At 67.2% G+C, this 23,723-nt stretch carries 23 protein-coding genes; 10 read left to right on the top strand and 13 right to left on the bottom strand.

Annotated features, from left to right (window positions below):
* Positions 1-11 precede the first annotated feature (11 nt).
* The 3 genes from A9D12_RS02150 to A9D12_RS02140 all read right to left on the bottom strand — a co-directional run bounded on the left by A9D12_RS02150 (position 12) and on the right by A9D12_RS02140 (position 4,359).
* Entirely contained in the window at positions 12-467 is a 456-nt protein-coding gene (locus A9D12_RS02150) for a chemotaxis protein CheW (RefSeq protein WP_068349372.1), read from the bottom strand.
* Positions 464-2,926, bottom strand: a complete 2,463-nt coding sequence (locus A9D12_RS02145; protein ID WP_068349370.1) for a chemotaxis protein CheA — start codon at positions 2,924-2,926, stop codon at positions 464-466. The genes A9D12_RS02150 and A9D12_RS02145 overlap by 4 nt, the downstream gene beginning before the upstream one ends.
* Positions 2,927-2,988: 62 nt before the next feature.
* Positions 2,989-4,359 carry an MATE family efflux transporter gene (locus A9D12_RS02140; protein WP_068349367.1) on the bottom strand — a complete coding sequence of 457 codons (1,371 nt, stop codon included), beginning with the start codon at positions 4,357-4,359 and terminating at the stop codon, positions 2,989-2,991.
* A gap of 97 nt (positions 4,360-4,456) precedes the next feature.
* Between A9D12_RS02140 and A9D12_RS02135 the strand changes: the two genes are divergently transcribed.
* The 3 genes from A9D12_RS02135 to A9D12_RS02125 all read left to right on the top strand — a co-directional run bounded on the left by A9D12_RS02135 (position 4,457) and on the right by A9D12_RS02125 (position 6,339).
* Entirely contained in the window at positions 4,457-5,236 is a 780-nt protein-coding gene (locus tag A9D12_RS02135; protein ID WP_068349365.1) for a class II aldolase/adducin family protein, read from the top strand.
* A gap of 195 nt (positions 5,237-5,431) precedes the next feature.
* Positions 5,432-5,983 carry a (2Fe-2S)-binding protein gene (locus A9D12_RS02130; protein WP_068349363.1) on the top strand — a complete coding sequence of 184 codons (552 nt, stop codon included), beginning with the start codon at positions 5,432-5,434 and terminating at the stop codon, positions 5,981-5,983.
* Positions 5,984-5,994: 11 nt separating this feature from the next.
* Positions 5,995-6,339 carry an arsenate reductase family protein gene (locus A9D12_RS02125; protein WP_068349360.1) on the top strand — a complete coding sequence of 115 codons (345 nt, stop codon included), beginning with the start codon at positions 5,995-5,997 and terminating at the stop codon, positions 6,337-6,339.
* Between the two features lie 12 nt (positions 6,340-6,351).
* Here A9D12_RS02125 and A9D12_RS02120 read toward each other — a convergent pair whose 3' ends face one another.
* Together A9D12_RS02120 and A9D12_RS02115 are read right to left on the bottom strand one after the other, a co-directional pair.
* The gene (locus A9D12_RS02120) at positions 6,352-7,728 is read right to left on the bottom strand and encodes an MFS transporter (RefSeq protein ID WP_068349358.1); all 1,377 of its coding nucleotides are present in this window, start codon (positions 7,726-7,728) and stop codon (positions 6,352-6,354) included.
* Positions 7,729-7,745: 17 nt separating this feature from the next.
* The gene (locus tag A9D12_RS02115; RefSeq protein WP_068349356.1) at positions 7,746-8,591 is read right to left on the bottom strand and encodes a DUF7847 domain-containing protein; all 846 of its coding nucleotides are present in this window, start codon (positions 8,589-8,591) and stop codon (positions 7,746-7,748) included.
* A 90-nt stretch (positions 8,592-8,681) separates the two neighbouring features.
* Between A9D12_RS02115 and lipB the strand changes: the two genes are divergently transcribed.
* Together lipB and A9D12_RS02105 are read left to right on the top strand one after the other, a co-directional pair.
* Positions 8,682-9,374 (top strand): lipoyl(octanoyl) transferase LipB, encoded by a 693-nt coding sequence (gene lipB / locus A9D12_RS02110; RefSeq protein WP_068349354.1) that lies wholly within the window; start codon positions 8,682-8,684, stop codon positions 9,372-9,374.
* Entirely contained in the window at positions 9,371-9,682 is a 312-nt protein-coding gene (locus A9D12_RS02105) for a hypothetical protein (RefSeq protein ID WP_156522771.1), read from the top strand. Before lipB ends, A9D12_RS02105 begins: the two co-directional genes overlap by 4 nt.
* 9 nt (positions 9,683-9,691) lie before the next feature.
* Here A9D12_RS02105 and A9D12_RS02100 read toward each other — a convergent pair whose 3' ends face one another.
* Both A9D12_RS02100 and A9D12_RS02095 read right to left on the bottom strand, forming a co-directional pair.
* On the bottom strand, positions 9,692-10,783 hold the full coding sequence (locus tag A9D12_RS02100) for a DUF5694 domain-containing protein (protein ID WP_197489855.1): 1,092 nt from the start codon (positions 10,781-10,783) through the stop codon (positions 9,692-9,694).
* Between the two features lie 108 nt (positions 10,784-10,891).
* Positions 10,892-12,004 carry an alkene reductase gene (locus tag A9D12_RS02095; RefSeq protein ID WP_068349348.1) on the bottom strand — a complete coding sequence of 371 codons (1,113 nt, stop codon included), beginning with the start codon at positions 12,002-12,004 and terminating at the stop codon, positions 10,892-10,894.
* Between the two features lie 70 nt (positions 12,005-12,074).
* Between A9D12_RS02095 and A9D12_RS02090 the strand changes: the two genes are divergently transcribed.
* Positions 12,075-12,974 (top strand): DMT family transporter, encoded by a 900-nt coding sequence (locus A9D12_RS02090; protein WP_068349346.1) that lies wholly within the window; start codon positions 12,075-12,077, stop codon positions 12,972-12,974.
* A gap of 9 nt (positions 12,975-12,983) precedes the next feature.
* Here A9D12_RS02090 and A9D12_RS02085 read toward each other — a convergent pair whose 3' ends face one another.
* The 4 genes from A9D12_RS02085 to A9D12_RS02070 all read right to left on the bottom strand — a co-directional run bounded on the left by A9D12_RS02085 (position 12,984) and on the right by A9D12_RS02070 (position 17,186).
* A complete protein-coding gene (locus tag A9D12_RS02085) occupies positions 12,984-14,321 on the bottom strand; it encodes a DUF2254 domain-containing protein (protein WP_068349344.1) in 1,338 nt (445 codons plus the stop codon).
* A 45-nt stretch (positions 14,322-14,366) separates the two neighbouring features.
* Complete coding sequence (gene nadA / locus A9D12_RS02080) at positions 14,367-15,368, bottom strand: quinolinate synthase NadA (RefSeq protein ID WP_068349342.1); 1,002 nt, start codon at positions 15,366-15,368, stop codon at positions 14,367-14,369.
* Between the two features lie 76 nt (positions 15,369-15,444).
* Positions 15,445-16,215, bottom strand: coding sequence for a hypothetical protein (locus A9D12_RS02075; protein ID WP_156522770.1), 771 nt, complete (start codon positions 16,213-16,215; stop codon positions 15,445-15,447).
* 92 nt (positions 16,216-16,307) lie between these two features.
* A complete protein-coding gene (locus A9D12_RS02070; protein ID WP_068353434.1) occupies positions 16,308-17,186 on the bottom strand; it encodes an MBL fold metallo-hydrolase in 879 nt (292 codons plus the stop codon).
* Between the two features lie 151 nt (positions 17,187-17,337).
* Here A9D12_RS02070 and glpK point away from each other — a divergent pair, with 151 nt between their 5' ends.
* Positions 17,338-18,810 (top strand): glycerol kinase GlpK, encoded by a 1,473-nt coding sequence (gene glpK, locus A9D12_RS02065; RefSeq protein ID WP_068349340.1) that lies wholly within the window; start codon positions 17,338-17,340, stop codon positions 18,808-18,810.
* Between the two features lie 160 nt (positions 18,811-18,970).
* Here glpK and A9D12_RS02060 read toward each other — a convergent pair whose 3' ends face one another.
* Entirely contained in the window at positions 18,971-19,432 is a 462-nt protein-coding gene (locus A9D12_RS02060) for a DUF1465 family protein (RefSeq protein ID WP_068349338.1), read from the bottom strand.
* A gap of 131 nt (positions 19,433-19,563) precedes the next feature.
* Entirely contained in the window at positions 19,564-19,773 is a 210-nt protein-coding gene (locus A9D12_RS02055) for a DUF465 domain-containing protein (RefSeq protein WP_068349336.1), read from the bottom strand.
* 291 nt (positions 19,774-20,064) lie between these two features.
* Here A9D12_RS02055 and A9D12_RS14385 point away from each other — a divergent pair, with 291 nt between their 5' ends.
* The 3 genes from A9D12_RS14385 (at position 20,065) to A9D12_RS02045 (ending at position 23,639) form a co-directional block, all read left to right on the top strand.
* The gene (locus tag A9D12_RS14385; protein WP_082925338.1) at positions 20,065-20,232 is read left to right on the top strand and encodes a DUF465 domain-containing protein; all 168 of its coding nucleotides are present in this window, start codon (positions 20,065-20,067) and stop codon (positions 20,230-20,232) included.
* 108 nt (positions 20,233-20,340) lie between these two features.
* On the top strand, positions 20,341-22,611 hold the full coding sequence (gene ptsP / locus A9D12_RS02050) for a phosphoenolpyruvate--protein phosphotransferase (RefSeq protein WP_068349334.1): 2,271 nt from the start codon (positions 20,341-20,343) through the stop codon (positions 22,609-22,611).
* Between the two features lie 149 nt (positions 22,612-22,760).
* Positions 22,761-23,639 carry a helix-turn-helix domain-containing protein gene (locus tag A9D12_RS02045; protein WP_068349333.1) on the top strand — a complete coding sequence of 293 codons (879 nt, stop codon included), beginning with the start codon at positions 22,761-22,763 and terminating at the stop codon, positions 23,637-23,639.
* Positions 23,640-23,723 lie beyond the last annotated feature (84 nt).

Genomic DNA, 23,723 nt, shown 5'->3' with positions numbered 1-23,723 from the left:
TAAGGATTGGGTTAAGCCGCCGCCTCGATTTCGCGGTGCAGGTGATCTGGGCCGGCAAGCATTGCGGGCAGATCGATCAGCAGGGCAGGGCCGGCCATCGTTTCGATCATGCCGGTGGCGATCCGCGACCATTCGGGGCCGAATCCGCCCGGCACCTGGCCCGGTTCGGTGACCGCGGTGGTGACATCCTCGATCCCGTCGACCCTCAGCGCGTAGGCATGGCCCCCTTCGGCGACCACCACCGCGCGGTGATCGGTCGGCCAGTCGGCATGAGGCACCCCGATCGCGGTGCGGCAATCGATCACGGTCAGCGCCTGGCTGCGGAGCGCGGTGATCCCGGCAATCCATGCCGGCGCGCGCGGGATCGGCGTGACCGCGCCGATCTCGATCACCGATTTGACATCGAGCGCCCACAGCGCGCAGCGCCGTCCGGCCAGCTGGATGACGACAAGCAGCGGATCGGTCATGCGGCTTCTCCGATATGGCCGCGGCCGGTGTGGTCCTTCGCTGCCTTGCCCAGCGCGGCCAGCAGCGCGCTGCGATCATAGCGGTAGATCGTCGGGCTGCCCGCAGGCGCTTCGGGCTGATCGCGCAGGCGGATCACCTGACGCGGCAAGGGGCGGCCCAGTGCCTGCGCGACTTCGTAGGTGTCCTCGAACAGGATCGCGACCGCGCCGGGTTCGGCGTTTGCCGCATCGGCGTCGGACAGGATGTCGTATCCTGCCGCCTGCACCAGCGGGGCAAGGATGGCGCGCGCCCATTCGCCTTCGGGCAGGATGCAGCGCGGGCGCGCCGCGGCCTCGGGCGGGGCGCCGAAGCGGGCGAACAGTTCGTGCGCGTCGATCAGGCTGGCAGGCTTGCCGCCGATCAGCGTGATCGCCTCGGTCAGCGGGTCTTCGGGGACGGGGGCGAGCGCGTGGGTGAGTTCGACCGCATCCTCGACCTCGCGCACCGCATAAAGCACTTCGCATGCGCCGTCGGACAGGCGCAGCAACCGCACCCGCGGCTGGGTCAGCGGGGTATCGGGCAGGCCGATCAGGGGGAGGATCATGCCGTCAATCACCACCCGCGCACGCCCGCCGGACCGGTCGATCGCGCTGGCCGCGGCGGTCTCGATCCGCTGCACCAGCTCCAGCCGCACCGCCGAACGCCGCCCGGCAAAATCGGTGAACAGCATCGCGCGCTCCGCCGCGCCGGCAGCCTCGATCGCCTCGCCGCGCGGGGCAAGCACGCGGGTGCGCGCATCGCTGACCAGATCGGCACTGGCCGCGATATTGGCGATGTCGAGCAGCAGCACCGGCTGGCCATCGTCGAGCAGCGTCGATCCGGCATAAAGTCCGGTCCGCATCACCGCAGGCGCGAGTGGCTTGACGACCAGATCGCCGTGCGAATGGATCGCATTGACCGCCAGCGCGAACAGATCGCCACTCGCCAGCCGCAACATCACCAGTGTCGGCGTCTTGGGATCAGCCTCGCCCCCCGGCAGGCCGAGCACGGCGTCGAGCATCAGGCACGGCACGCGCTGGTTGCGGAAGGTGATCAGCGCGGCTTCCCCCAGCCGGGTGAGATCGAGCGAGCGCGCGGTCCCTTGGACGATTTCCTCGACATAGGATTGCGGGATCGCGAAACGCTGGCCGGCGCATTCGACGGTTAACCCGGCAATGATGCTGAGCGTGAGCGGGATTTGCAGCGTGAAGGTGGTGCCGTGCCCGGGGGCGGAGCCCACCTTGATGCTGCCGCCGACCTTTTCGAGGTTCTGGCGCACCACATCCAGCCCCACGCCGCGGCCCGAGACATTGCTGACGGTTTCGGCGGTCGAAAAGCCGGGTTCGAAAATCAGGTTCAGGGCCTTGTCGCGCGGCAGATGCGCGCGGTTGGCGGCGGCGACGAGGCCCGTGGCGAGGCCCTTGGCGATGATCCGTTCCTCGTCGAGCCCGCGCCCGTCATCGGCGACCACGATGCTGATCGTGTTGCCCGATTGGCGCGCGGCGATGGTGAGCAGGCCGATCTCGTGCTTGCCCGCGGCGCGGCGTGCGGCGGGGGTTTCGATCCCGTGGTCGATCGCGTTCCTGATGATGTGGGTCAGGGGATCGCGGATCGTCTCGATCATCTCGCGGTCGAGCTCGACGTCGCCGCCGTCGAGATCGATCATCACCTGCTTGCCGAGTTCGGCGGAAAGATCGCGCACCAGCCGCGGCAGCGCGCCGAACAGGGTTTCGATCCGCTGCATCCGCATCCGCGTGATCGCGTCGCGCACGTCGGACAGGATCGTGGTCAGCCGTTCGAACGGGCCGTCGATGGTCGGCTGGGTGCCTGCCTGCCGCAGCCGGTGGGCCAGATCGTTGCGCGCGAGCACCATGTCGGACACGCCGCTCATCACGCGGTCGAGCAGTTCGACGGGCAGGCGGATCGTGCGCTGGGCGGCGGCGGCATCGCTGCGGCGCGTGCGTGCGGCCTGATCCTCGGCAGCGGGCGTTTGATCGGGTTCAGACCCGTCCTCGACCCCCTCCAGACCCGTTTCAGCCTCGTCCTGGGGGGCGGTTTGCGGCGATGTTTCACGTGAAACACCAAGCGCCGCGATCAGCGCCTCGTCGCCGTCTTCGGGAAAGGGCTCGCCCGCCTCGATCGCATCGGCCATCACCGCGATCCGGTCGATGATCGCGAGCACCGCGGTCACCAGCCGGCTGTCCGCCTCGCGTCGCCCCGCGCGGCAATCGGCGAGCGCATCCTCGGCGGCGTGCGACAGGCTGGCAAGGCGCGGAAAATCGAAGAAGCCGCAATTGCCCTTCACCGTGTGGACGAAGCGGAAGATCGTATCGAGCCGCGCGCGGTCGGTGGGATCGGCCTCCCACGCGACGAGTTCGCCGCTGGAAGCTTCCAGCATCTCGCGGGTTTCGGCGATGAAATCCGCCAGCAGATCGTCCATCCCTTGCGCGCCCTCTTTCGCTTTGCGCAAAAGCCTATGCGGCAGGGTTGGTTAACAAGCGCCTAGCGCGGCGGCGCGGCTTCGGCCATGCGCCGGGCAAAGATGAAGCGCACCAGCACCAGCGCCGAGGCCGCGCCGAACAGGTTGGCGGCGAGTTCCGCGGTATAGACCGCCGACGAACCCATTGCAGGGGCGAGCAACAGCGCGACCGGCAGCATCACCAGAAACACCCGCGCGATGGATTGGCCCAGCGCAAAGCCCGCCTTGCCGACCGAATTCATGATCCCGTTGCCCACGATCAGCAGGCCGAACCCGGCATAGCCCCAGGCCGCGATCTTGAGGTAGAGATCGAATTCGGCGACCACCGCAGGATCATCGGTGAAGATCCGCGCAAAAGTTGCGCCCGCCGCCATCATCGCGATCGCGACCACGAGGCCCCAGACGATGCAGAACCCGAAGGCATAGCGCACCGCTTCGCGCGCGCGGTCGATCCGGCCTGCGCCCCAGTTCTGCCCGACGATCGCCCCGATCGCGCCCGACAGGCCGAGCAGGGGAACGATCACGAAGCTTTGCAAACGGCCCGCCGCGCCGAAGCCCGCGACCGCGGCCTCGCCCTCCATCGCGATCACCCCGGTCAGCACCGCAAGGCCCAAGGGGTTGATCGCGTTGGAGAAAGCCGCAGGCAATCCGACGCGGATGATCGCCTTGGCCGGGTCGATCAGATTGCCGCCGCGCAGGCTCGACAGATCGAGCGGCAGCGGGGTCGCGCGCAGCAGCCACACCCCCGTGACCACTCCCACGCCCCAGCCGATGACCGTCGCATAGGCCGAGCCTTGGATACCGTATCCCTCGAACCCCAAGGCTCCGGTGATCAGGATCGGGTTGAGCACCCAGTTGGCCGCGGCATAGGCGATGCTGACGATGCTGGTGCGCTTGGCCTCGCCCTGGCCGCGCAGCACGCCGTTCAGCCCCATGATCGCAAGGCTCAACGGAAAGCCCAGCGCAAAGGGCGCCATATAGGCGCGGATCAACGGCATCAGGCGTTCGGGCGCATTCATCGCGGCAAAGATCGGGTCGATCGCCAGCCACAATCCGGCGCCCATCACCAGCCCGCACAGGCAGGCGAACACGATCCCGAAATTGGCCCGCCGCCGCGCGCGTTCGATATCGCCTTCGCCCAATGCGCGCGCGACCACCGAATTGATCCCCACCATCACGCCCACACCCAGCGAGGTGCTGGCAACGGTGATCGGGAAGATAAAGCTGATCGCGGCGAGCGGCGCGCTGCCCAATTGGCCGATGAAATAGGCATCGACGATCCCGATCGACATGATCGCGGCGACCCCGACGATCGAGGGCAGCGTCTGGCTGACGAGGTGTCCGGGGATGCTTCCGGTGATCAACCGGGCGGATGACGGGGCGGGCGCTGACATTCGGGCGATGGCCTAGCGGTGCTGCGGGCGGCTTGCAAAGCATTCCCTCGCCATGCGATAGCTTGAGCCAAAGCAGACGGAAGAGGAACCAAAGCCGATGGCAACGCAGCTCAAGCCCACGATGACCAGCCTCGAAGGCCAGGTCAGCCCCGAGGAATGGCAGGCGCGGCTGGATCTGGCGGCGTGCTACCGGATCTTCGATCACTTGGGCTGGTCGGAATCGATCTACAACCACATTTCGGTGAAGGTGCCGGGCGAGAAGGACACCTTCCTCATCAACCCCTTTGGCCTGCTTTACAGCGAAGTCACCGCCAGCAACCTCGTCAAGATCGATGTCGAGGGCAACAATGTCGGCGGTTCGCCCTATATGGTGAACAAGGCGGGCTTTACCCAGCACGGCTATTTCCACAAGCATCTGGGCGGGCGTGCGGATGCGATCTGCCATGTCCACACCACCGCGACGATGGCGGTGGCGAGCCACAAGGACGGGCTGCTGCCGCTCAATTTCTATGCCTGCAATTTCCAGGGGCAGATCGGCTATCACGATTTCGAAGGCATCACCGTTCGCCCCGAGGAGGGCGAGCGGTTGGTGCGCAACCTCGGCAACCATTCGATCCTGATGCTGCGCAACCACGGCCCGGTGGTGATGGACCGCACGATTCAGGGCATGTTCGTCAAGATGTGGGCCTTGCAACGCGCCTGCGAAATCCAAGTCGCGACGCTTTCGATGGGCGACCCGGTGATGGTCCCGCAAAGCGTGGTCGACGTGCACCAGCGCGATCTGTCGGTGATGAGCGGGCAGGGCGGCGCGGGGATGTTCGATTTCGAGGCGTGGAAGCGCCGGATCGACAAGATCGACGACAGCTGGCGGCAGTAACCGCGCGTCGGCGACAACCGGAACGCTGCCGGTTTCCTACCTGCCGCAAATCTGGCAGGCGGGTTCGATGATCGTAACCGCCCCCTTTGCCATGCCTGCTGCGCCCCTGTTTGCGGGGGCCGGTTTTTCTTGTTCTGGACAGTGTCTCATGTGTCTCCAACAGGCTTTCAGGCAGGGCGGTGAAGGGGTGAGCCGATGAGCCGCATGACCGTCAACGAACGGCCGGTCCAGTTCGACCTCGATCCGCGGATGCCGCTGCTTTACGCGCTGCGCGAAGCGGCCAACCTCACCGGCACAAAGGCGTGCGGCGGGGGCGGGGCGCAGTGCAACGGCGCGTGCATGGTGCTGGTCGACGGGGTGGCGCTGCGTTCCTGCGCGATCACGCTGGCCGAGGCCGAGGGGCGGATCATCACCACGATCGAAGGGCTGAGCCGCGACCGGTCGCATCCGGTGCAGCAGGCGATGGTGGCGCAAGGCGCGATTCAGTGCGGTTACTGCACCCCGGGGATCGTGATTGCGCTGGCGGCGCTGCTCCAGCGCAATCCGGCCCCCACCCGCGCGGATATCGATGCGGCGGTGCCCAATATCTGCCGCTGCGGGGTCTATCCTCGGCTGGTAAAAGTGGCAGAGCAGGCCGCGCGCGTCGCCCAGCGGCAGGAACGCGTCAGCGCCGCGCCCGCACCCGGGATCAGCGCCGAGGATGCGGCGCGCAACGTGCCCGCGCTGCGCGTGCCCGAAGACGAATGAGGATGACGACTATGAAGGCAACGATCTGGCACAACCCGGCGTGCGGCACATCGCGCAAGACGCTGGCGATCCTCGAAAACCTTAGCCGGGTGGAGGTGACGGTGGTCGAATACCTCAAAGACCCGCCGAGCGCGGAAAAACTGGCGCAGCTTTACCGCGATGCCGGGATTACCCCGCAGGCAGGCTTGCGGCTGCGCGGCACCGATGCGGCCGAGCGCGGGTTGCCGCAAGCCGACGATGCGGCGGTGCTTGCCGCGATGGTCGCCGATCCGATCCTGATCGAGCGCCCGCTGGTGGAAACCGACAAGGGCGTGCGCCTGTGCCGCCCGCAGGACACGGTGCTCGAAATCCTCTAGGCTCGAAATCCTCTAGCCGCGCTCGCCCGTTAGCAGCGCGTCGGGTTGCAGCCGCAGCCAGCCATAGGCAAGCACCACTGCGCACAGCGCGACGATCAGGCCGAAGCCCAGCCAGTCGGAATGGCCATAGAGCCAGACGCCAAGCGCGGGGGCATAGATATAGCTCGCCCCGGCAATGCTCGCGACGATCCCGCTCGCCTGCCCTTGCTCGGCGCGGCTGACCGCGAGCGAGGTGCCCGCGGTGGTGCCCGGGCGGAACAGCCCGAAGCCGAGCGAGGCGATCGAATAGCCGATCGCGATCAGATGGAGATCGCCCGCGACGGCAAGGATCACGGTCCCCACCGCCGCTGCGCCGATGCCCCACAAGGTCGCCGCGCGCGGGCCGAGGTTGAAGCGCGGGATCAGGCCCCACTGCGCGAGCAGCGTGGCGATCGCGCCCGCCATCAACACCATGCCCACCGGCCCCGCGCCTTGCGCCGGCGTGTCGCGCAGGCCCAGCCGGTCGAGCACGAGGAAGCCCGAGATTCCCAGCACCATCGCCTGCGCATGCCCGCCGACAAGCCCGGCAAACACCCACGGCCTGAGCCGCGGATCGCGCCACGACAGGCGCGCCGCCTCAGCCCTAGCGGGTTGGTCGATGGGATCGTCGCTCTCGGTCGCCTCCTGCGGATCGGCGGGCGCGCCCGATGCGCTCGAATAGGCGACCGCCGCGCCGCGGGTGGCATAGCGCGGCTCGTCATCGGGCAGCCGCAGGCGCAGCAGCACCAGCGCGACCGCGCCGACCAGAGCGAAGGCGAGGAACGGGCCGGTCAGCCCCAGCCCGAACAGCGGCACCACCAGGAGCGGGGCGAGCGCCGGGCCGATCACCGTGCCAAGCCCGAAGCTCGACGCGATCAGCGAGAGCGCCTGCGTGCGCTGGCTGCGCGGGGTGCGCGAGGCGACATAGGCCTGCACCGCTGGCGGGGCGGCGCTGCCGAACCCGCCGTAGAGGCTGCGCGCGGCGGCAAAGGCGATCAGCGTCCAGAACGCGCCCATCCATCCCGAAAGCCCCGCCCACAGCGCCGCGCCGCACAACACGAAGCTGGTGATGAACCCGGTCAGCCCCAGCGCCATCATCGCCTTGCGCCCGCGCTTGTCCGAACGCCGCGCCCAGAACGGCGCGCATACCACCCACAGCAAGGCCGACCACGAATAGGCGAGGCTGATCCACACGTCCTCGACCTGCAAGGCGGTGCCGATCGAGGGCATCACCGATTGCATCGCGGTGTTGCCCGCCGCGGTGACCAGCATCACCATGAACAACAGCGCCATGCGCCCCGGCGGGATCGCGTTGCCGCTGGCGGCGGGGACCGCGGCGACCGGGGTCAGATCGTGTTCGCTGCGGGTCATGGAACTGCCCGCGCGGCCTACTCGAAGGTCTCGGCCAGCGCGGCGGCGGGCGGGCCGGACAGCTGGCGGTAGATCGCGATGCTGACGACGAGGAAAACGGTGGTCACCAGCGCGGTGACAAGTGCGCTGACGATGTCGATCCCGATGCTCGCCACCGGCTCGCCAAAGGCCGAAAGGATCAGGCCGAGGATCGCCGAAACCAGCGTGGCGAGGATGCCGATGGTGAACATCAGCAGGAACAGGAACAGGAAAATCCGCAGGCTGTTGCCCTTGGTCAGCCGCCACGACCGGCGCAGCGCGGCGATCGGATTGCGTTCGCCCTCGATCGCGATCGCCGCGGTGGTCATCGAGAACCGGATGAACAGCCACGCCATCATCGGCAGCGCGAGCAGCACCGCCACCGCGCCCAGCGCCGGGCTGATGAGCGACAGCAGCGACAAGGGCACGCCGACGGCAAAAGAGATGCCCACGGCGCTGATCAACTGGGCCGCGATATAGGAAGGGAGGCTCTTGATGCCCGTGCCCAGCGCCTCGCCCACGGTCGGATTGCCGCGCCCGCTGAGCAACGCGAAGACCGCCATGATGCCGATGAACTGGACGATCGTGAGACCAAGGAACAGCGGCCAGTGTTCGGCATAGACCGCGCTGATCTGGTCGACCAGCGCCTGGAACGCGACCTGCGGATCGGCGCCCGATGGCGCGGCCGCTGCCGAACTTGCCAGATCGGGCACGAACACTCCGCCCGCAAACGAAGGGACGAAGAAGAACAGGCCCGCAATCGCGCTCAGCGTGTCGCGGTTCGCGCCGATCAGGCCGGTCGCCTGGGTCCAGGCCTTGCCCATGTTGAGCTTGCGGGTTTGCATTGCGGACGATCCCTCTGTTCGCTGTGTCGGCCGCGCGCAGATGCGCATTCGCCGCTTGATCTCGCCGCTCAATGCCCCCACCGATGCGGCATGGCAAGCACTGCTCCCACCATCACCTCCGGCGCATTCCCGATCGAATGGCGGCGCGCGGACGCGCAGATCCCCTATGCCGAGGCGCTTGCCGCGATGGAGGCGCGCAACGCCGCGGTCTTCGCAGGCGAGGCGGCCGAACTCGTCTGGCTGCTCGAACACCCGCCGGTCTATACCGCGGGCACCAGCGCCGACCCCGCCGAACTGGTCGACCCGCGCTTCGATGTGGTCGAGGCGGGACGCGGCGGACGCTACACCTATCACGGTCCGGGCCAGCGCGTGGGCTATCTGGTGCTGAACCTTGCCCACCGGGGGAAGGACGTGCGCTGCTTCGTCCACGCGATCGAGGGCTGGGTGATCGCCACGCTCGCGCGGTTCGGGGTGGAAAGCTGGCGCGCGGAGGGGCGCGTCGGGATCTGGACGCGCGATATCGACGGGGCCGAGGCGAAGGTCGGGGCGATCGGGGTGCGGGTCAAACGCTGGGTGACGATGCACGGCTTTTCGGTGAACCTTGACCCTGACCTCACGCATTTCGGCGGGATCGTGCCTTGCGGGATCGCCGAATACGGGGTCACCAGCCTTGCCCGGCTGGGGGTCAAGGTGTCGGCGGACGAATGGGACGCGGCGCTGCTGGCCACCAGTGACGATTTCCTTGACGTGCTGGATGCCGCCGCCAAAAGAGCGTGCCGATGACCCGCACCGTTCTTCTTGCCCTGTGCCTGATGCTGGCCGCCTGCGACAATCAGTCCGCCGCCCCCGCCGACGAGGATGCCGGCGCAACGGCCGAGGTGCTCAAAGGTTCGGTGTCGGACGCGATGATCCCGCTCGAAGAGCTCGATTCGCAAGCCCCGCTCGCCCCGCGCGCCGCGCAGGACGTGGACGCGGATGTCGACGCCGCACAGCCCGAGGTGACCCCGGTGCCGGGCGTCGACGCCGCGCCCGCGCCTGCCCCCGCCGACACGCCTACCGCCGCCCCGCAGGCCGATCAGCCGCAGCCCTGACGCCGCGCCTCAGCGCGGCGCGTCACCCAGCAGCGGGGTGACATCGGCCAGGTCGACATCGCGCATCTGCGCCAGATAGGCCTCGTAGTAGGGTTTGTGCGAGGCGCCGACGATCGTCAGCATCCGCGTGCCCGGCTTGCGGCCCAGCACTTCGCGCATGTTGGCGACCATCCGCAGGTTGCGCGTTTCCCAATAGGCCAGATAGCGCCGCCCGAAGCCGGCTTCGGAAGGCTCGGTCAGCACCGCGCCGAAATCGGCCTTGTAAATCGCATCGGCCAGCGCGGGGGCGTTGTACCCGCGATACAGCGCGAACAAGCCCTCCGGCGCGGAAAGCCCGGCGATCAACGCATCGCTCGCCGCCGATTGCGCCTTGGCCGCCGGATTATCCCACGCCTGCATGATCGCTGCGCCATAGGCGTTCTGATCGGGTTCGGGGCCCATGTAGGTCGACTGGTCATCGACGCTCCATATCCGTTCAAGCCCGCTGCGCGCGGCGACCTTGGCGGCAATCGCATAGGTTTCGTTCTTTGCCCTCGCGAGCCGTTCAAGCTGCGCGGCGAGCGGCGCTGTCAGCAGGCCATCGGCGATCTGTTCGGAAGCCGGCAGGCGCAGCCATTGCACCACTGCGGAGGCCGGTTCGCCCGCGGCAAGAAACACCGCAGCCAGTTCGCGCCGCTGCGCAGGCGCGGGCTCAGCCGGCCATGCGGCCAGCAATGCTTCGGCCTTGTCGTTCGCCTGCGGGACCGACAGGCCCGTCGCAGCTGCGGCCAGCGCCGGGTCGAAACAATAGCTTTCGATCGCCTCGGCATGACGCGCGGGCATCTGCCGCATCCGGTGGCAGACGATCCCCGGCGTTTCCTCGACCGCGACCGCGGTGGGGGCCCAGCCGGTAAGCCGGACGACCAGCGGCTCGGCCATGTCGGGGGTGAAGGTCTTGGGCAATTGCGACAGGTGCGGGGTTCCCAGCACCATCACCCGGTTGGGCGTGCCGTGCGGCCGGTCGGTCATCGCGCCCGGATCGAAGGCGGGCCGATAGGCATCCTGCGCCATGATCGGCGCGGCGGCAGCAACAAGGCAACAGGCAAGGACAAGGCGTTTCACAGCAGTTTCCCCCGCAGGCTTCGCAAAGGGGCGCCGGGCGCGCCATCATCGCGCGCCGGTAAAGCCCCCGGCAGCGTCCCTTGCGGACGCTGCCGGGGCGCAACAGGATCAATCGGCAGACTGCGCCTGTTCTTCTTCGAGCGTCGGATAATCGATGTAACCTTCGGGGATCGGGAAATACCAGCTCTTGGGCACGTCCTTGTTCGGGTTCCAGTGCGCGCCCACCGCGATCCGCTTGTCGAGATCGGGGTTCGAAATATACGGGCGGCCGAAGCTCACCGCATCGCATTTGCCGCTTTCCACGTCGGCCACGGCTTCCTCGGCGGTGTAATCCGAATTGAGGATCAGCGGGCCGGTGTAGATCTGGCGGATCAGCGGGCTTTGCTTGGGCACGTCGGTGTTGCCGAAGGTGCCGTCGGGGCCGGGTTCGCGCAGCTCGACGAAGGCAAGGCCGAGTTCCTCGCACACCTTGGCCGCTGCACCGAAGGTGGCGGGCGGGTTGCTGTCATCGGTGCCTTGCGAATCGCCATTGGGCGACAGGCGGATGCCGACGCGGTCCGCGCCCCACACGTCGATCAATGCTTCGAGCACCTCGCGCATGAAGCGGGTGCGGTTTTCAGGGCTGCCGCCATATTCGTCGGTGCGCAAGTTGGTCTTGTCGCGCAGGAACTGGTCGACGAGGTAGCCGTTCGCGGCGTGGAGCTGCACCCCGTCGAAGCCCGCCTTCTTGGCGTTTTCGGCGGCGCGGCGGTAATCGGCGATCGTGCGCTTGATATCCTCATGCGTCATTTCGCGCGCCTGCGCATAGGGCTGCTTGCCGACCGGCGTGTGCGCGTCGCCCGGCGCGGTGGTGGCGCTGGCGGAAAACGGCGGTTCGCCATCGAGGAACCAGGGATGCACGATCCGGCCCATGTGCCACAGCTGCATGACGATGAGGCCGCCTTCCTCGTGCACCGCCTTGGTGGTCGCTTTCCAAGCTTCGGTCTGCTCGTCACTCCAGATACCCGGCGCGCTAGGCCAGCCCAGGCCTTCGCGGCTGATCCCGGTCGCTTCGGTCAGGATCATCCCTGCGCCCGCACGCTGGCGGTAATAGGTCGCCATCATATCGTTGGGCGTGAACATCGGTTCGGCCGCGCGCCCGCGGGTGAGCGGGGCCATGTGGATGCGGTTTTTCGCAGTAAGCGCGCCCATTGTGAGCGGCTGGAACAAAGCGTCGTGCATGGCTGATTTATCCTCGTGAACCGGTTGCGATTGGCTATCCACTTGGGACGCGGGACGCTAGGGCGCAAGCATGGAAAATGAGGGTCCGTCCCAAGCAGAACTTGTCCAAGCGGAAAAGCGCCCGGCGGCGTGGCTGCTGCTGTTGGCGCTGCTGGGCGGCAACGTGGCGCTGGCGATCGGGCCGTGGTTCGTGCGGCTGGCCGATACCGGCCCGGTCGCGGCAGGGTTCTGGCGCTTGTTCCTCGCGCTGCCGTTCATGGCACTGCTCGCGCGTGCCAACCGCCAGCCGCTGACGGGGATGCCGGTGATGACGATGGCGCTGGTCGCGCTGGGGGCGGTGACCTTCGCGCTCGATCTGGCCAGCTGGCATATCGGGATCGGGATGACGCGGCTGGGCAATGCGACGCTGTTCGGCAATGCCGGGTCGATCGTGCTGTTGTTCTGGGGCTTCATCGTCCACCGCACGGCGCCCGGGCGGCTCGAATGGCTGGCGATCGTCTTCGCGCTGGCCGGCGCGGCGATCCTGATGGGGCGCAGCCTCGAAATCTCCGACGCGACGCTGATCGGCGATCTGTTCTCGGTCGCGGCAGGGCTGCTTTACGCGGTCTATCTGCTGACGCTTCAGAACGCGCGCGGGGCGTTCGGATCGTGGAGCCTGCTGTTCTGGGTCAGCGTGTTCGGCGCGCCGGTGCTGCTTGTCATTGCCCTTGCGTTGGGGGAGCCGGTGTGGCCGCAGGCGTGGGGGCCGATTGTCGGCCTGTTCGTATTGAGCCAGCTGGTGGGGCAGGGGCTGATGGTCTTCGCGCTCAGGTATTTCCCGCCGCTGGTGGTGGGGCTTGCACTGCTCACCCAGCCCGTGGTCGCCTCGATCTACGGCTGGCTGGCGTTCGGCGAGGTCTTGTCGGGCACCGATATCGTCGGAATGGTGCTGGTCGGCGCGGCGCTCGCGGTGGCGCGGGCGAAGGCTTAGGCCAGCGCTTCAGTTTCCGAGCGCGTGATAGCGACCTTGCACCATTTCGAGGTCGGGGCCGGCCAACCCGGTCTGCGCCTGTGCGAAAAGCAGATCGGCTTCGCGCATCAGATCGGCCTTGCGGGTTTCATCGTCGATCACGCGCGCGGCATTGGCGAGCGTTTCGAGCCCGACCAGTGCGGCCACCGGGCTGCGTGCAACGCCGCTGCGCAGCGAGCCGAAGCCGCGGCTGACATATTCGGGGAAGGTCACGCTGCGGCGGATCACACGCGGATCGCCATCCTGTTTCTCGTTATCGTCCGAGTGGTGGTCGAGATAGCGGTGGCCCAGTTCCGCGGTCGCTGCGCCCAGCCAGTGCATCGCGGTGATCGCGGTGAAGGGATCGTTGATCCCCGGCGACAGCGCGCGCAGACCAATCTCGACCAGTTCATCGATCCCGAACCGCAAATCCTGATCGGACGTGCGCATTCCGCCCAGCACGAAGCATTCGCGCGCCTTGTCGCAATCGAAAGAGGCATCGCTATCGGGAAGGGCCTCGACACCTGCATCGCGCGTCCAGCGCGCCAGCACCATGCCCGGATGGACGAAATCGCCGGTGCGGCAGTCGAGCGTGATGCATACGCCTGATGCCTTGGCGAGGGTGGCGAGCGGGCCGAAGCTGATCGACTGGACATAACCGGGGCTTGCCGCGGCAATGGGCGCGCCATCGGCGGTGCGGACGGGGGCGGGGGCCGAGGGCTTGTCGGGGTAGGTCGCCTTGATGTCGCGGATCAACCGCTCGCCGATCGCCTGCAGCACCGTGTGAATGCGGATCGAGGACGGGATGTGGTGCAGGAAATAGACCAGCGTTCCCACCGATATCACGATCAGCGCGTAGGCAACCAGCAGCGACAGGTTGGGGACGAAGGAGGTAAGCTGCAGCGTTTCACCGTCGAATCCGGTGGTCGTTGCGCCCTCGTGGCGGATCGTGCGCAGCACGTTCACGCAGAACACGAAAGTGGCGATGAACACCGCAAGGCTCACCTTGTTGCCGCGGTCTTCCATGAAGTTGTTGAGCAATCGCGGGCCATAGGTGCCGCTTGCATAGGCGACCGCGGCAATTGTGATCGAGAACACCGTCGAGGCGACGCCCAGCATCGCGCCTGCGACCAGCACCAGAATATCCGATGCGCTGTCCGGCCCGGCCAGTTCGATCACGCCGATCTCGGCCAGCCAGGCGGTGTTGGTGGTGCGATCGAGATACAGCGTCAGCGCCGACAGCGCAAAAGCGCTGATGGAAAGCACCGCGGGATAGAACCAGTAGCTGGTTTTCAGCGACAGCCACAACAGTCTCAAGCGCGTCGTCACCTATGCCACCCCCTCACGCTGCTCGCCCTGTCGGGTCTGGCCGAATCAATCCCCGCTGAAACGCACCTTGCCGAGATCGCCCATGCCCACGGTGCCGCTGGCCATGTCGAGCATGCGGTCGAGGCTGCGCTTGGCCTTGAGGCGGATGCCTTCCTCGATCTCGATCTGCGGCGAAAGATCGCGCAGCGCCGTATAGAGCTTCTCCATCGTGTTCAGCGCCATGTAGGGGCAGATATTGCACGAGCAGTTCCCGTCAGCCCCCGGCGCGCCGATGAAGGTCTTTTCGGGGAGCGCCTTTTCCATCTGGTGGATGATGTGCGGCTCGGTCGCGACGATCAGCGTGTCGCCGGGGAAGGTCTTGGCGAAGGAGAGGATGCCGCTGGTCGAGCCGACATAGTCCGCATGGTCGATGATCGTCGGCGGGCATTCGGGGTGCGCGGCGATCGGCGCATCCGGATATTGCTCCTTCAGCTTGAGCAGCTCGGTTTCGCTGAAGGCTTCGTGGACGATGCACACGCCGGGCCACAGCAGCATTTCGCGGTTGAACTTGCGGCTGAGGTAGCCACCAAGGTGCCGGTCGGGGCCGAAGATGATCTTCTGTTCGGGCGGGATCTGGGCAAGGATCGTCTCGGCGCTGGAACTGGTGACGATCACGTCCGACAGCGCCTTAACCTCGGTCGAGCAGTTGATGTAGGTCAGCGCGATGTGATCGGGGTGGGCTTCGCGGAAGGCGCGGAATTTCTCGGGCGGGCAGGAATCCTCAAGGGAGCACCCGGCGTCCATGTCGGGCAGGATCACGGTCTTCTGGGGGCTGAGGATCTTGGCGGTGTCGGCCATGAATTTGACCCCGCAGAACGCAATTACGTCGGCATCGGTCGCCGCCGCCTTGCGCGACAATTCGAGGCTGTCGCCGACAAAATCGGCGATGTCCTGGATATCGGGCGTCTGGTAATAATGCGCGAGGATAACCGCGTTCTTTTCCTTCCGCAGACGGTCGATCTCGGCCAGCAGATCGGCACCGGTGGGGTTCTTGGTCAGCAGGCTCATCGATCACATCCCGTTGCTTAGGCTGGTGCCGATATAGGGGTGTGCGCACCTTTTTCGAGCGAAAAGCGCAAGGTGCCTACATCGCAAAGCCGGGCGGCAGGAACGCCTGCATCGGCCGCGCGGCGCCGGGGCTGCCTGCGGTGACCCATTCGGTAAAGGCATAGCCGAGCGGCGAATAAGCGATCAGCATCGAGACCACGAAGGCGCCGGCATCGATTCCCACGCCCCACCAATAGGCGGGATGCACCCGGCCGTGCGCGCGCTTGTCGGCGATCATCCCGATCACCGGGAAGATGAAGGTCGCAAGGATCACGATCGTCCAGGCGTTGGGGATCAGCAACGGCATCGGCAGCAGGCGGCCAAGACCCGGCCCGGTCAGAATGCTCATCGCCACCAGCATCAGCCGCCGGTGCCAGCCGCTGCGGCGCGCCGCGCGCAAGGCCGCCAGCGCCAGCGCGCCGAACGCGAGCAGCCCGGCCAGATTGCTCACCAGAAATTCGTTCTTGGCAAAGAAGAACGGCCCCCCGCTGGTGCGCGCCGAGACGATCACCATCATCGTGCCCGCCGCGACCATCGCCGGGATCGCGACATAGGCGAGCCGTCCGAGCTGGCGGTGCAAGGCGGTGCGGCCCGTGGCGATCGTCACCGCCTGCGCCAGATAGAGCGCGAGCCAGCCCATGAAGATCAGCCCATGGACATGGAATGGCAGCGGGGCGGAAAAGCTCGACCGGCCCATCGCCAGATTGAACGAAAAGCCCGCGACGATCACGCCGGCCATGACGAACGCCATGACCGTGAAAAACCGTGTGCCCTGTGCCGCGCGCTGCGGCGGTGCCAGCGTTGCCATACCCGTGATCCCCCAATCCCGCGTCCCTGCGGCAAAGGTTGAACATGGAATGCGGGCTGCGGCAAGCTACCTTTCGGCGAACGGCGCAGCCGTCAGGACAGGCGCCACACCGCGCCATCGCGCGCCGCCAGAGCGCGCCGTTCCAGGTCGAGCAGGTGCGCGGTCACGCTCATTTCGGCAGCGCCGATCAGCCGCGGATCGAGGCCCTTGTACATGTCGGGAATAAACTCGCCGACGGGCCGTGCGCGTTCGCCCAAAAGCCGCAGGATCTGCGCCTCGCGCTGGCGGCGGTGGCCGATCATCCCGCGCACCAGCTGGCGCGGTTTCTCGATCGCGGCGCCGTGGGCCGAATGGTAGCGCACATCCTCGCGCGCCATCAGCTTGTCGAGGCTCGCCATGTAATCGCCCATGTCGCCATCGGGCGGGATGACGACGCTGGTCGACCAGCCCATCACGTGGTCGCCGGTGAACAGCGAACCTGTTTCTGCGAGCGCGAAACACAGATGGTTTGAGGTGTGTCCCGGCGTCGCAACCGCGGTCAGCGTCCAGCCGGTGCCGCGCATGCCTTCGCCATCGGCGAGCACGCGGTCGGGCGCATAGGTCGGGTCGAAGGCCTCGTCCGAACGGGGGCCATCCACCGCCAGAACCAAAGGTGCGCAGCCGACGATCGGCGCGCCCGTCTGCGCCGACAGCGGCGCGGCAGCAGGCGAATGGTCGCGGTGCGTGTGGGTGCACATGATCGCGAGGATCTTTCGTCCCGCCACCGCCGCCATGACCGCATCGATATGTGCAGGATCGTTCGGGCCGGGGTCGATCACCGCGCAATCCGGCCCGTCCGCCATCCCCACGACATAGGTCTGGGTGCCGGTGAAGGTGTAGGGCGAGGGATTGGGCGCAAGCACCCGGCGGACCAGCGGCTCGACGTCTTCGGCCATGCCGGTGGGCCAGGGTTTTTCGGGGATGGTGACCATGCCCACCATTTGGGCCTGCCGCGCTGCATCGGCAAGTGACTTGCTTGACACCCCGCCCAAGCCTTGGCGCGGGGCGCGAACGTGTTTCGGTGCCATCTCGACTTTGCGCCCGCCACGCGGCTAGGAGACGGGAAAAGAGAGAGGGTTACCGATGTCCGACTATATTCTGGTGCTCGACGAAGGCACCACGTCCACCCGCGCGATGCTGTTTGCATCCGATGGCGCGCTGGTGGCTTCGGCGCAGGAACCCCTGACGCAGCACTACCCGCAGGCCGGCTGGGTCGAACACGACCCGCGCGAAATCTGGGACAAGACCCTCGCCTGCGCGCAAAGCCTGCTGGCCAAGGCGGGCGGGGCGGCGATGATCGCCTGCATCGGGATGACCAACCAGCGCGAAACCGTGGTGGCCTGGAACCGCGAAACGGGCGAGCCGCTGACCAACGCGATCGTCTGGCAGGACCGCCGCAGCGAACCCTTCTGCGCCGAGCTGCGCGATGCGGGGCACGAGGCAGGCGTGCAGGAACGCACGGGCCTGCGCCTCGATCCCTATTTCTCGGGCACCAAGATGCGCTGGATGCTCGACAACGTGGAGCAAGTGCGCGCGGCGGCAGATGCCGGCACGCTGGCCTTCGGCACGGTCGAAAGCTGGCTGGTGTTCAAGCTGACCGGCGGGGCGGCGCACATCAGCGATGCCAGCAACGCCAGCCGCACGCTGTTGATGGGGCTCGAGGATGCGCAGTTCGACGAAAGCCTGTGCGATCTGCTGGGTGTGCCGCTGTCGGCGCTGCCCAAGGTGGTCGACACCTGCGGCGCGCTGGCGATGACCGATGCTGCGCTGCTCGGCCGAAGCATCCCGATCACGGGCCTTGCGGGCGATCAGCAGGCCGCGACCATCGGGCAGGCGTGCCTTTCGCCGGGCGAAACCAAGGCGACCTATGGCACCGGGGCCTTCGTGCTGACCTGCCAGGGGGGGCGCATCCCGCGCTCGGCCAACCGGCTGCTCGGCACAGTGCTGACCCAGTGCGACGGCGCGCGCACCTATGCGATCGAAGGCTCGGTGTTTGTTGCGGGCAGTCTGGTGCAGTGGCTGCGCGATTCGCTCGGCATCCTCGAAGTTGCTTCCGAGACCGAGGCGCTGGCGCGCTCGATCCCCGACAGCGGAGGGGTGGTGATCGTGCCCGCGCTCGCCGGGCTGGGCGCACCGCACTGGCGGGCGGATGCGCGCGGGGTGATCGCGGGGCTGTCGTTTGCCAGCGGCAAGGCCGAACTGGCGCGCGCCGCGCTCGAATCGATGGCGCACCAGACGCATGACCTGTGCGCCGCCTTCACCGCCGACGGCGCGCCCTGGGCGACCTTGCGGATCGATGGCGGCATGGCGGCAAACGACTGGATGGCGCAGGATCTGGCCGACATGCTGGAGGTGACGGTCGAACGACCGGGCTTTGTCGAAACCACCGCGCTGGGCGCGGCGATGCTGGCGGCAGCAGGAGCCGGGCTCTATCCCGATCTCGCGAGCGCGGCGCAGGCGATGCGCGGGCGGCTCACCCGCTTCACGCCTTCGATGACGGACGATGTGCGCCGCTCCCGGCTCGATGCATGGCAAAAGGCGCTGGCGGCGGCGTGATCGGCGGCGGAGGTCGTTGGCGTGTGCCTCGTCCAGCGCCCCGCCAGACCCCGGCTTGACCCCGTCCAGACCCACTCCAGCCCGGTTCAGACCCCGCTGAACACGGGTTCGCACCGCTGTTTCACGTGAAACATTGCGGGCGCGGCGCGGCGCGGCGGGATCAGCCCCGACGGCTGAACTCGCGGCCGATCCGGTCCTGAAACGCGCGCGCGGGCGAGGTCATCTCGAAATCCTGCCGCCATGCCTCGTCCAGCCGGGCGATCCGCTGGTGCAGCTTTTCGGTCTCCGCGATCAGCGCGCGGGTTTCGGGTTCGAGCAGCGCGAGCTGGCTTTCATCCGACCCGCGATCGGGCGGCAGCGCGCCGTGCAGCCGCACCTGGTTTTCGGACAATTCGCCCGAAAACAGCGCGCGCTGGTTGAGCAGCCAGGCCAGCACATGCATCATCCGCGTGGTGGTGCGCAGCCCCTCGGTCGACAGCGCGAGCCGCACGAAGGCATCCTCGGCAAGCACCGGCTCGCGCACACCGGCTGCAAACACCGCGCGCACATCGTCCGCCAGAACCAGCGCTTCGGTGTAAAGCGCCTCAATGATCGGGCGCGAGAGATTGGTGGGGCGTGCCATAGGCTGCCAGATTACGCGGGAGCGCAGCCGGCCGCCATATGGTTATGGTTACTTTCCAAGCAATTTTCGCCTCCGTCCCTTCCGGGAACACCCGCCTGCGGATTGTTTACCGCCCGCCGGAGACCGTGAAATCAGGCAATGATATCAGGCAGAAGCGTGTCTTCGAGGATCGCGATCTGATCGCGCAGCCGCAGCTTGCGCTTCTTCAGCCGGGCGATCTGGAGCATGTCGGGCGAGGCGGTCCCGCGCGCGGCATCGGTCAACGCCGCAATCGCCGCGTCGAGGTCGCGATGCTCGGTCTTGAGCAATTCGAGCTTTTTCCTGAGCTCCTGCTCGGTCATGCCAGCCCTTCGATCCTTGTTGTTGCGGCGTAGCCGAAACGGCTGCCCCGATGTGGTGCGTCGCTACGCGTTCGCGCGCGGCTTGGGTAGATGGTGATCGGCCTTTTTGCGCCGCTATCGCGCAATTTGCCGCCTCGGCTCGTCGCACGCGGCCCGGCGCGCACCGCGTTGGACATGATCGGGGCTTTGCAAGCACCGGCTGCTGTGGTTCCTTCCCAATCGCGGCCCGGCCGCCTCTAAGGCCGAGTCGCTCCCCGGGGGCATCCCCCCGCTTTGACAGGAGAACGCCCTATGGCATCGATCGCAGAGTCCTCGCACCTCACCGCCCTCCAGACCAAGCACGCCGGCATCGAAGCCCGCCTGCGCGACGAACAGGCAAGGCCCGTGCCGGACACCGCGATGATCCAGTCGCTCAAGAAGCAGAAGCTGAAATTGAAGGAAGAAATCGCGGGCGCCTGACGCCGCAGGATCGTCGTCAGCGCCTTTTGCAAAAAGAAGGCAGGCGGGCGGCGTCGTGCGATCAGGGGTTTTGCATTTGCTGCGCGGAATGAATACACCCGCCAGGACATGACCGCCGCCGCCGCCGCCCGCCAGATCCTTACCCGCCTGACCGATGTGATGGCCTCGCGCCTCCATGCGCAGGGCAAGCTCGATCAGGTGGTCGAGATCATCGGCGAATGCCTGTCGAGCGAGGTGTGCTCGATCTATCTCCTGCGCGAAGGGATGCTCGAACTCTTCGCCACCCGCGGCCTCAATCAGAGCGCGGTGCATGTCACCCGGATGGCGATCGGCGAAGGGTTGACCGGCGCGATCGCGCAGAAGGTCGAAACGCTCAATCTGGCCGAGGCCAAGGCCCATCCCGATTTCCAGTACCGCCCCGAAACGGGCGAGGAAAAGTTCCACTCCTTTGCCGGCGTCCCGATCGTCTACCGCGAACGTGCGGTGGGCGTTTTGTGCGTGCAGCATGTCGAGCCGCGCCGCTACGAGGAGGTCGAGATCGAGGCGCTCCAGACCACCGCGATGGTGCTGAGCGAGCTCATCGCGAATGCCGAACTGATCGACGAGGAACAGGCACTCGGCCTCACCGCTGAGATGACCGGGCCGCAGACGCTCACCGGCCTCACGCTGGTCAAGGGGCTGGGCGCGGGTCATGCGGTCTATCACCAGCCGCGGGTCGAGATCACGCAGGTCATGGCCGAGGACACCGAGGCCGAGCGCCAGCGCGTGTACCGCGCCTTCGACAAGATGCGCGAGCAGATCGACACCCTCGCCAGTCAGGCCGAATTCGGCGCGGGCGGCGAGCATGAAGAGGTGCTCGAGACCTACAAGATGTTCGCCTACGACGAAGGCTGGTCGCGGCGGATCAACGAAGCGATTGACAGCGGGCTGACCGCCGAAGCGGCGATCGAGCGCGTGCAGCAGCACACCCGTATGCGGATGCGCGAGATCGACGATCCGCTGCTCGCCGACCGGATGCACGATCTGGAAGATCTGGCGAACCGCCTGCTCCGCATCGTCGCCGGACAGGTCGGCACCGCGGCCTCGCAAGGTCTGCGGCGCGACACGATCCTGATCGCGCGCAATCTGGGCCCGGCCGAGCTGCTCGAATACGACAAGCGCCGGCTGAAGGGCGTGATCCTCGAAGAAGGCTCGCTCACCGCGCATGTGGTGATCGTCGCGCGGGCGATGAACGTGCCCGTGATCGGCCGCGCCAAGGGCGTGCGCACCACGGTGCGCGAAGGCGACGAGATCCTGCTCGATGCGACCGCGGGCAGCGCCAATGTCCGCCCGCTGCCGCAATTGGCCGATGCGTTTCAGGCGCGCTTTGCCAAGAGCCGCGAAAAACAGGCGACTTATGCGTCGCTGCGCGATGTCGAGCCCTTTACCCGCTGCGGCACGCGCATCCAGGTGATGATGAATGCCGGCCTGCGCGACGACATGAGCGCGCTTGGCCTGACCGGCGCGGACGGGGTGGGCCTGTTCCGCACCGAGTTCCAGTTCCTCGTCTCGGCCACGCTGCCGCAACGCGAGCGCCAGACGCGGCTCTATCGCGACGTGCTCGATGCTGCGGGCGACAAGCCGGTGATCTTCCGCACCGTCGACATCGGCGGCGACAAGTCGGTGCCCTATCTCGCCAGCGAGATCGCCGCGCAGGACGAGAACCCCGCGATGGGCTGGCGCGCGCTGCGGCTCGCGCTGGAACGCGAAGGCCTGATGAAGATCCAGGCGCGTTCGCTGCTCGAAGCGGCCGCCGGGCGCTCGCTTTACGTGATGTTCCCGATGGTTTCCGAACCGTGGGAATTCGATGCCGCCAAGGCGGTGTTCGACGAGCAGCTCGCTTTCCTGCGCGCACAGAAGAAGCTGCTGCCCGAACGGATCAATTTCGGCGCGATGCTCGAAGTGCCCGCGCTGGCCGAAGTGCTCGACATGCTGCTGCCGCGTTTGAGCTTCCTGTCGATCGGCACCAATGATCTGACGCAGTTCCTGTTCGCCGCGGACCGCGCCAACCCCAAGCTGGCCGAACGCTATGACTGGCTCAGCCCGTCGATCCTGCGCTTCCTCAAGCGCGTGATGCAGTCGAGCATCGGCAGCGGGGTCGATATCGGCGTTTGCGGCGAAATGGGCGGGCGCCGGCTGGAGGCGCTGGCATTGCTGGGCATCGGGTATCGCCGGTTGTCGATCACGCCGGCCGCGGTCGGGCCGATCAAGGAACTGGTGCGCAAGGTCGATCTGGCGGAGCTGACCGCAGCGATGAACGGCTGGCTCGCCACGCCGGGGCCGAGTCTGCGCGCGCAGCTGTCGCAATGGGCCGATGCGCGCGATATCGAATATGATTAAGGTCGGATTGCGAAGAAGCGTGTGACCTGCGCGGCAGGGCGGTTTCGGCACGCTTGACAGAAGGGGCCCCGGCGGGCGAACCGGCGCATAGCGTAATCGACGCAAACACACATACTGGCAGCCGCGAAACGACGGCGCGGGATCGGGTCATGAACAGCGAAAATATCACCGGCGCAGACACTGCGCCTCTGCCGCCCATTTCCGGTGCCGGCGCGCAATTGCGGGCCGCGCGCGAGGCGCAGGGCCTCGACGTATCGCACATCGCGGCCGAAACGCGGATTCCGCGCCGCCATCTCGAAGCGATCGAAGCGGGCGATTACGAAAGCCTGCCGAGCCGTGCCTATGCGATCGGTTTTTCGCGCACCTATGCCAAGATCGTCGGGCTCGATCCGGCGATGATTACCGATGAAGTGCGGCTGGAACTGGCCGACGGGTCGATGCGGCGCACGATCCCCACGCCGGGCATCGAACCGGGCGATCCGGCGCGGCTGCCCTCGGCGGGCCTCGCCTGGGCCGCAGCGGGCGCGGTGCTGATCTTGGCGATCGGGATTTTCGCGTTCTACAACACCTATTTCGGTTCGGGCGCGGATGCGGACGAATTGCTCGCCCCGCAGCCTGTCGAAACCGCTGCGCCCGCCGTGCCTGTGGCTAATGTTGCGCCCGCTCCGGTGCCCACCGGCCCGGTGGTGCTGACCGCGATGGAGGACGGGATCTGGGTGCGGATCTACGAGGAAGGCGGCGCACGGCTGGCCGAACGCACGCTGATGCAGGGCGACCGGCTCGAAGTGCCGGCAAGCGCGCGCGATCCGCGGATCAACACCGGACGGCCCGATGCGCTGGGCGTGACGATCGGCGGGCAAAGCGTCGCCAAACTTGCGGACCGCGCGCAGACGATTTCGGGCGTGCCGGTGTCGGCTGCGGCGCTTGCCGGGCGTCCGGCGGCAGGTGCGGCGACCGCCGCGCCCGCGATCATGGCCCCGGCTCCTTCCGCCAAAGCGACCGGCCCCGCAGGCACGGGCACGCGTTAACCTTTTTTCCGGTTGATGAGCGGGCCACCCGCTCTCGACTTGCGTGCCGCCGCAGGGCAGGGATTCGGCAAGTGTTCATGTCGC

The organism is Erythrobacter neustonensis, from assembly GCF_001663175.1.
GTDB classification, from domain to species: domain Bacteria; phylum Pseudomonadota; class Alphaproteobacteria; order Sphingomonadales; family Sphingomonadaceae; genus Erythrobacter; species Erythrobacter neustonensis.
This window is presented reverse-complemented; position numbering and strand designations above follow the sequence as displayed.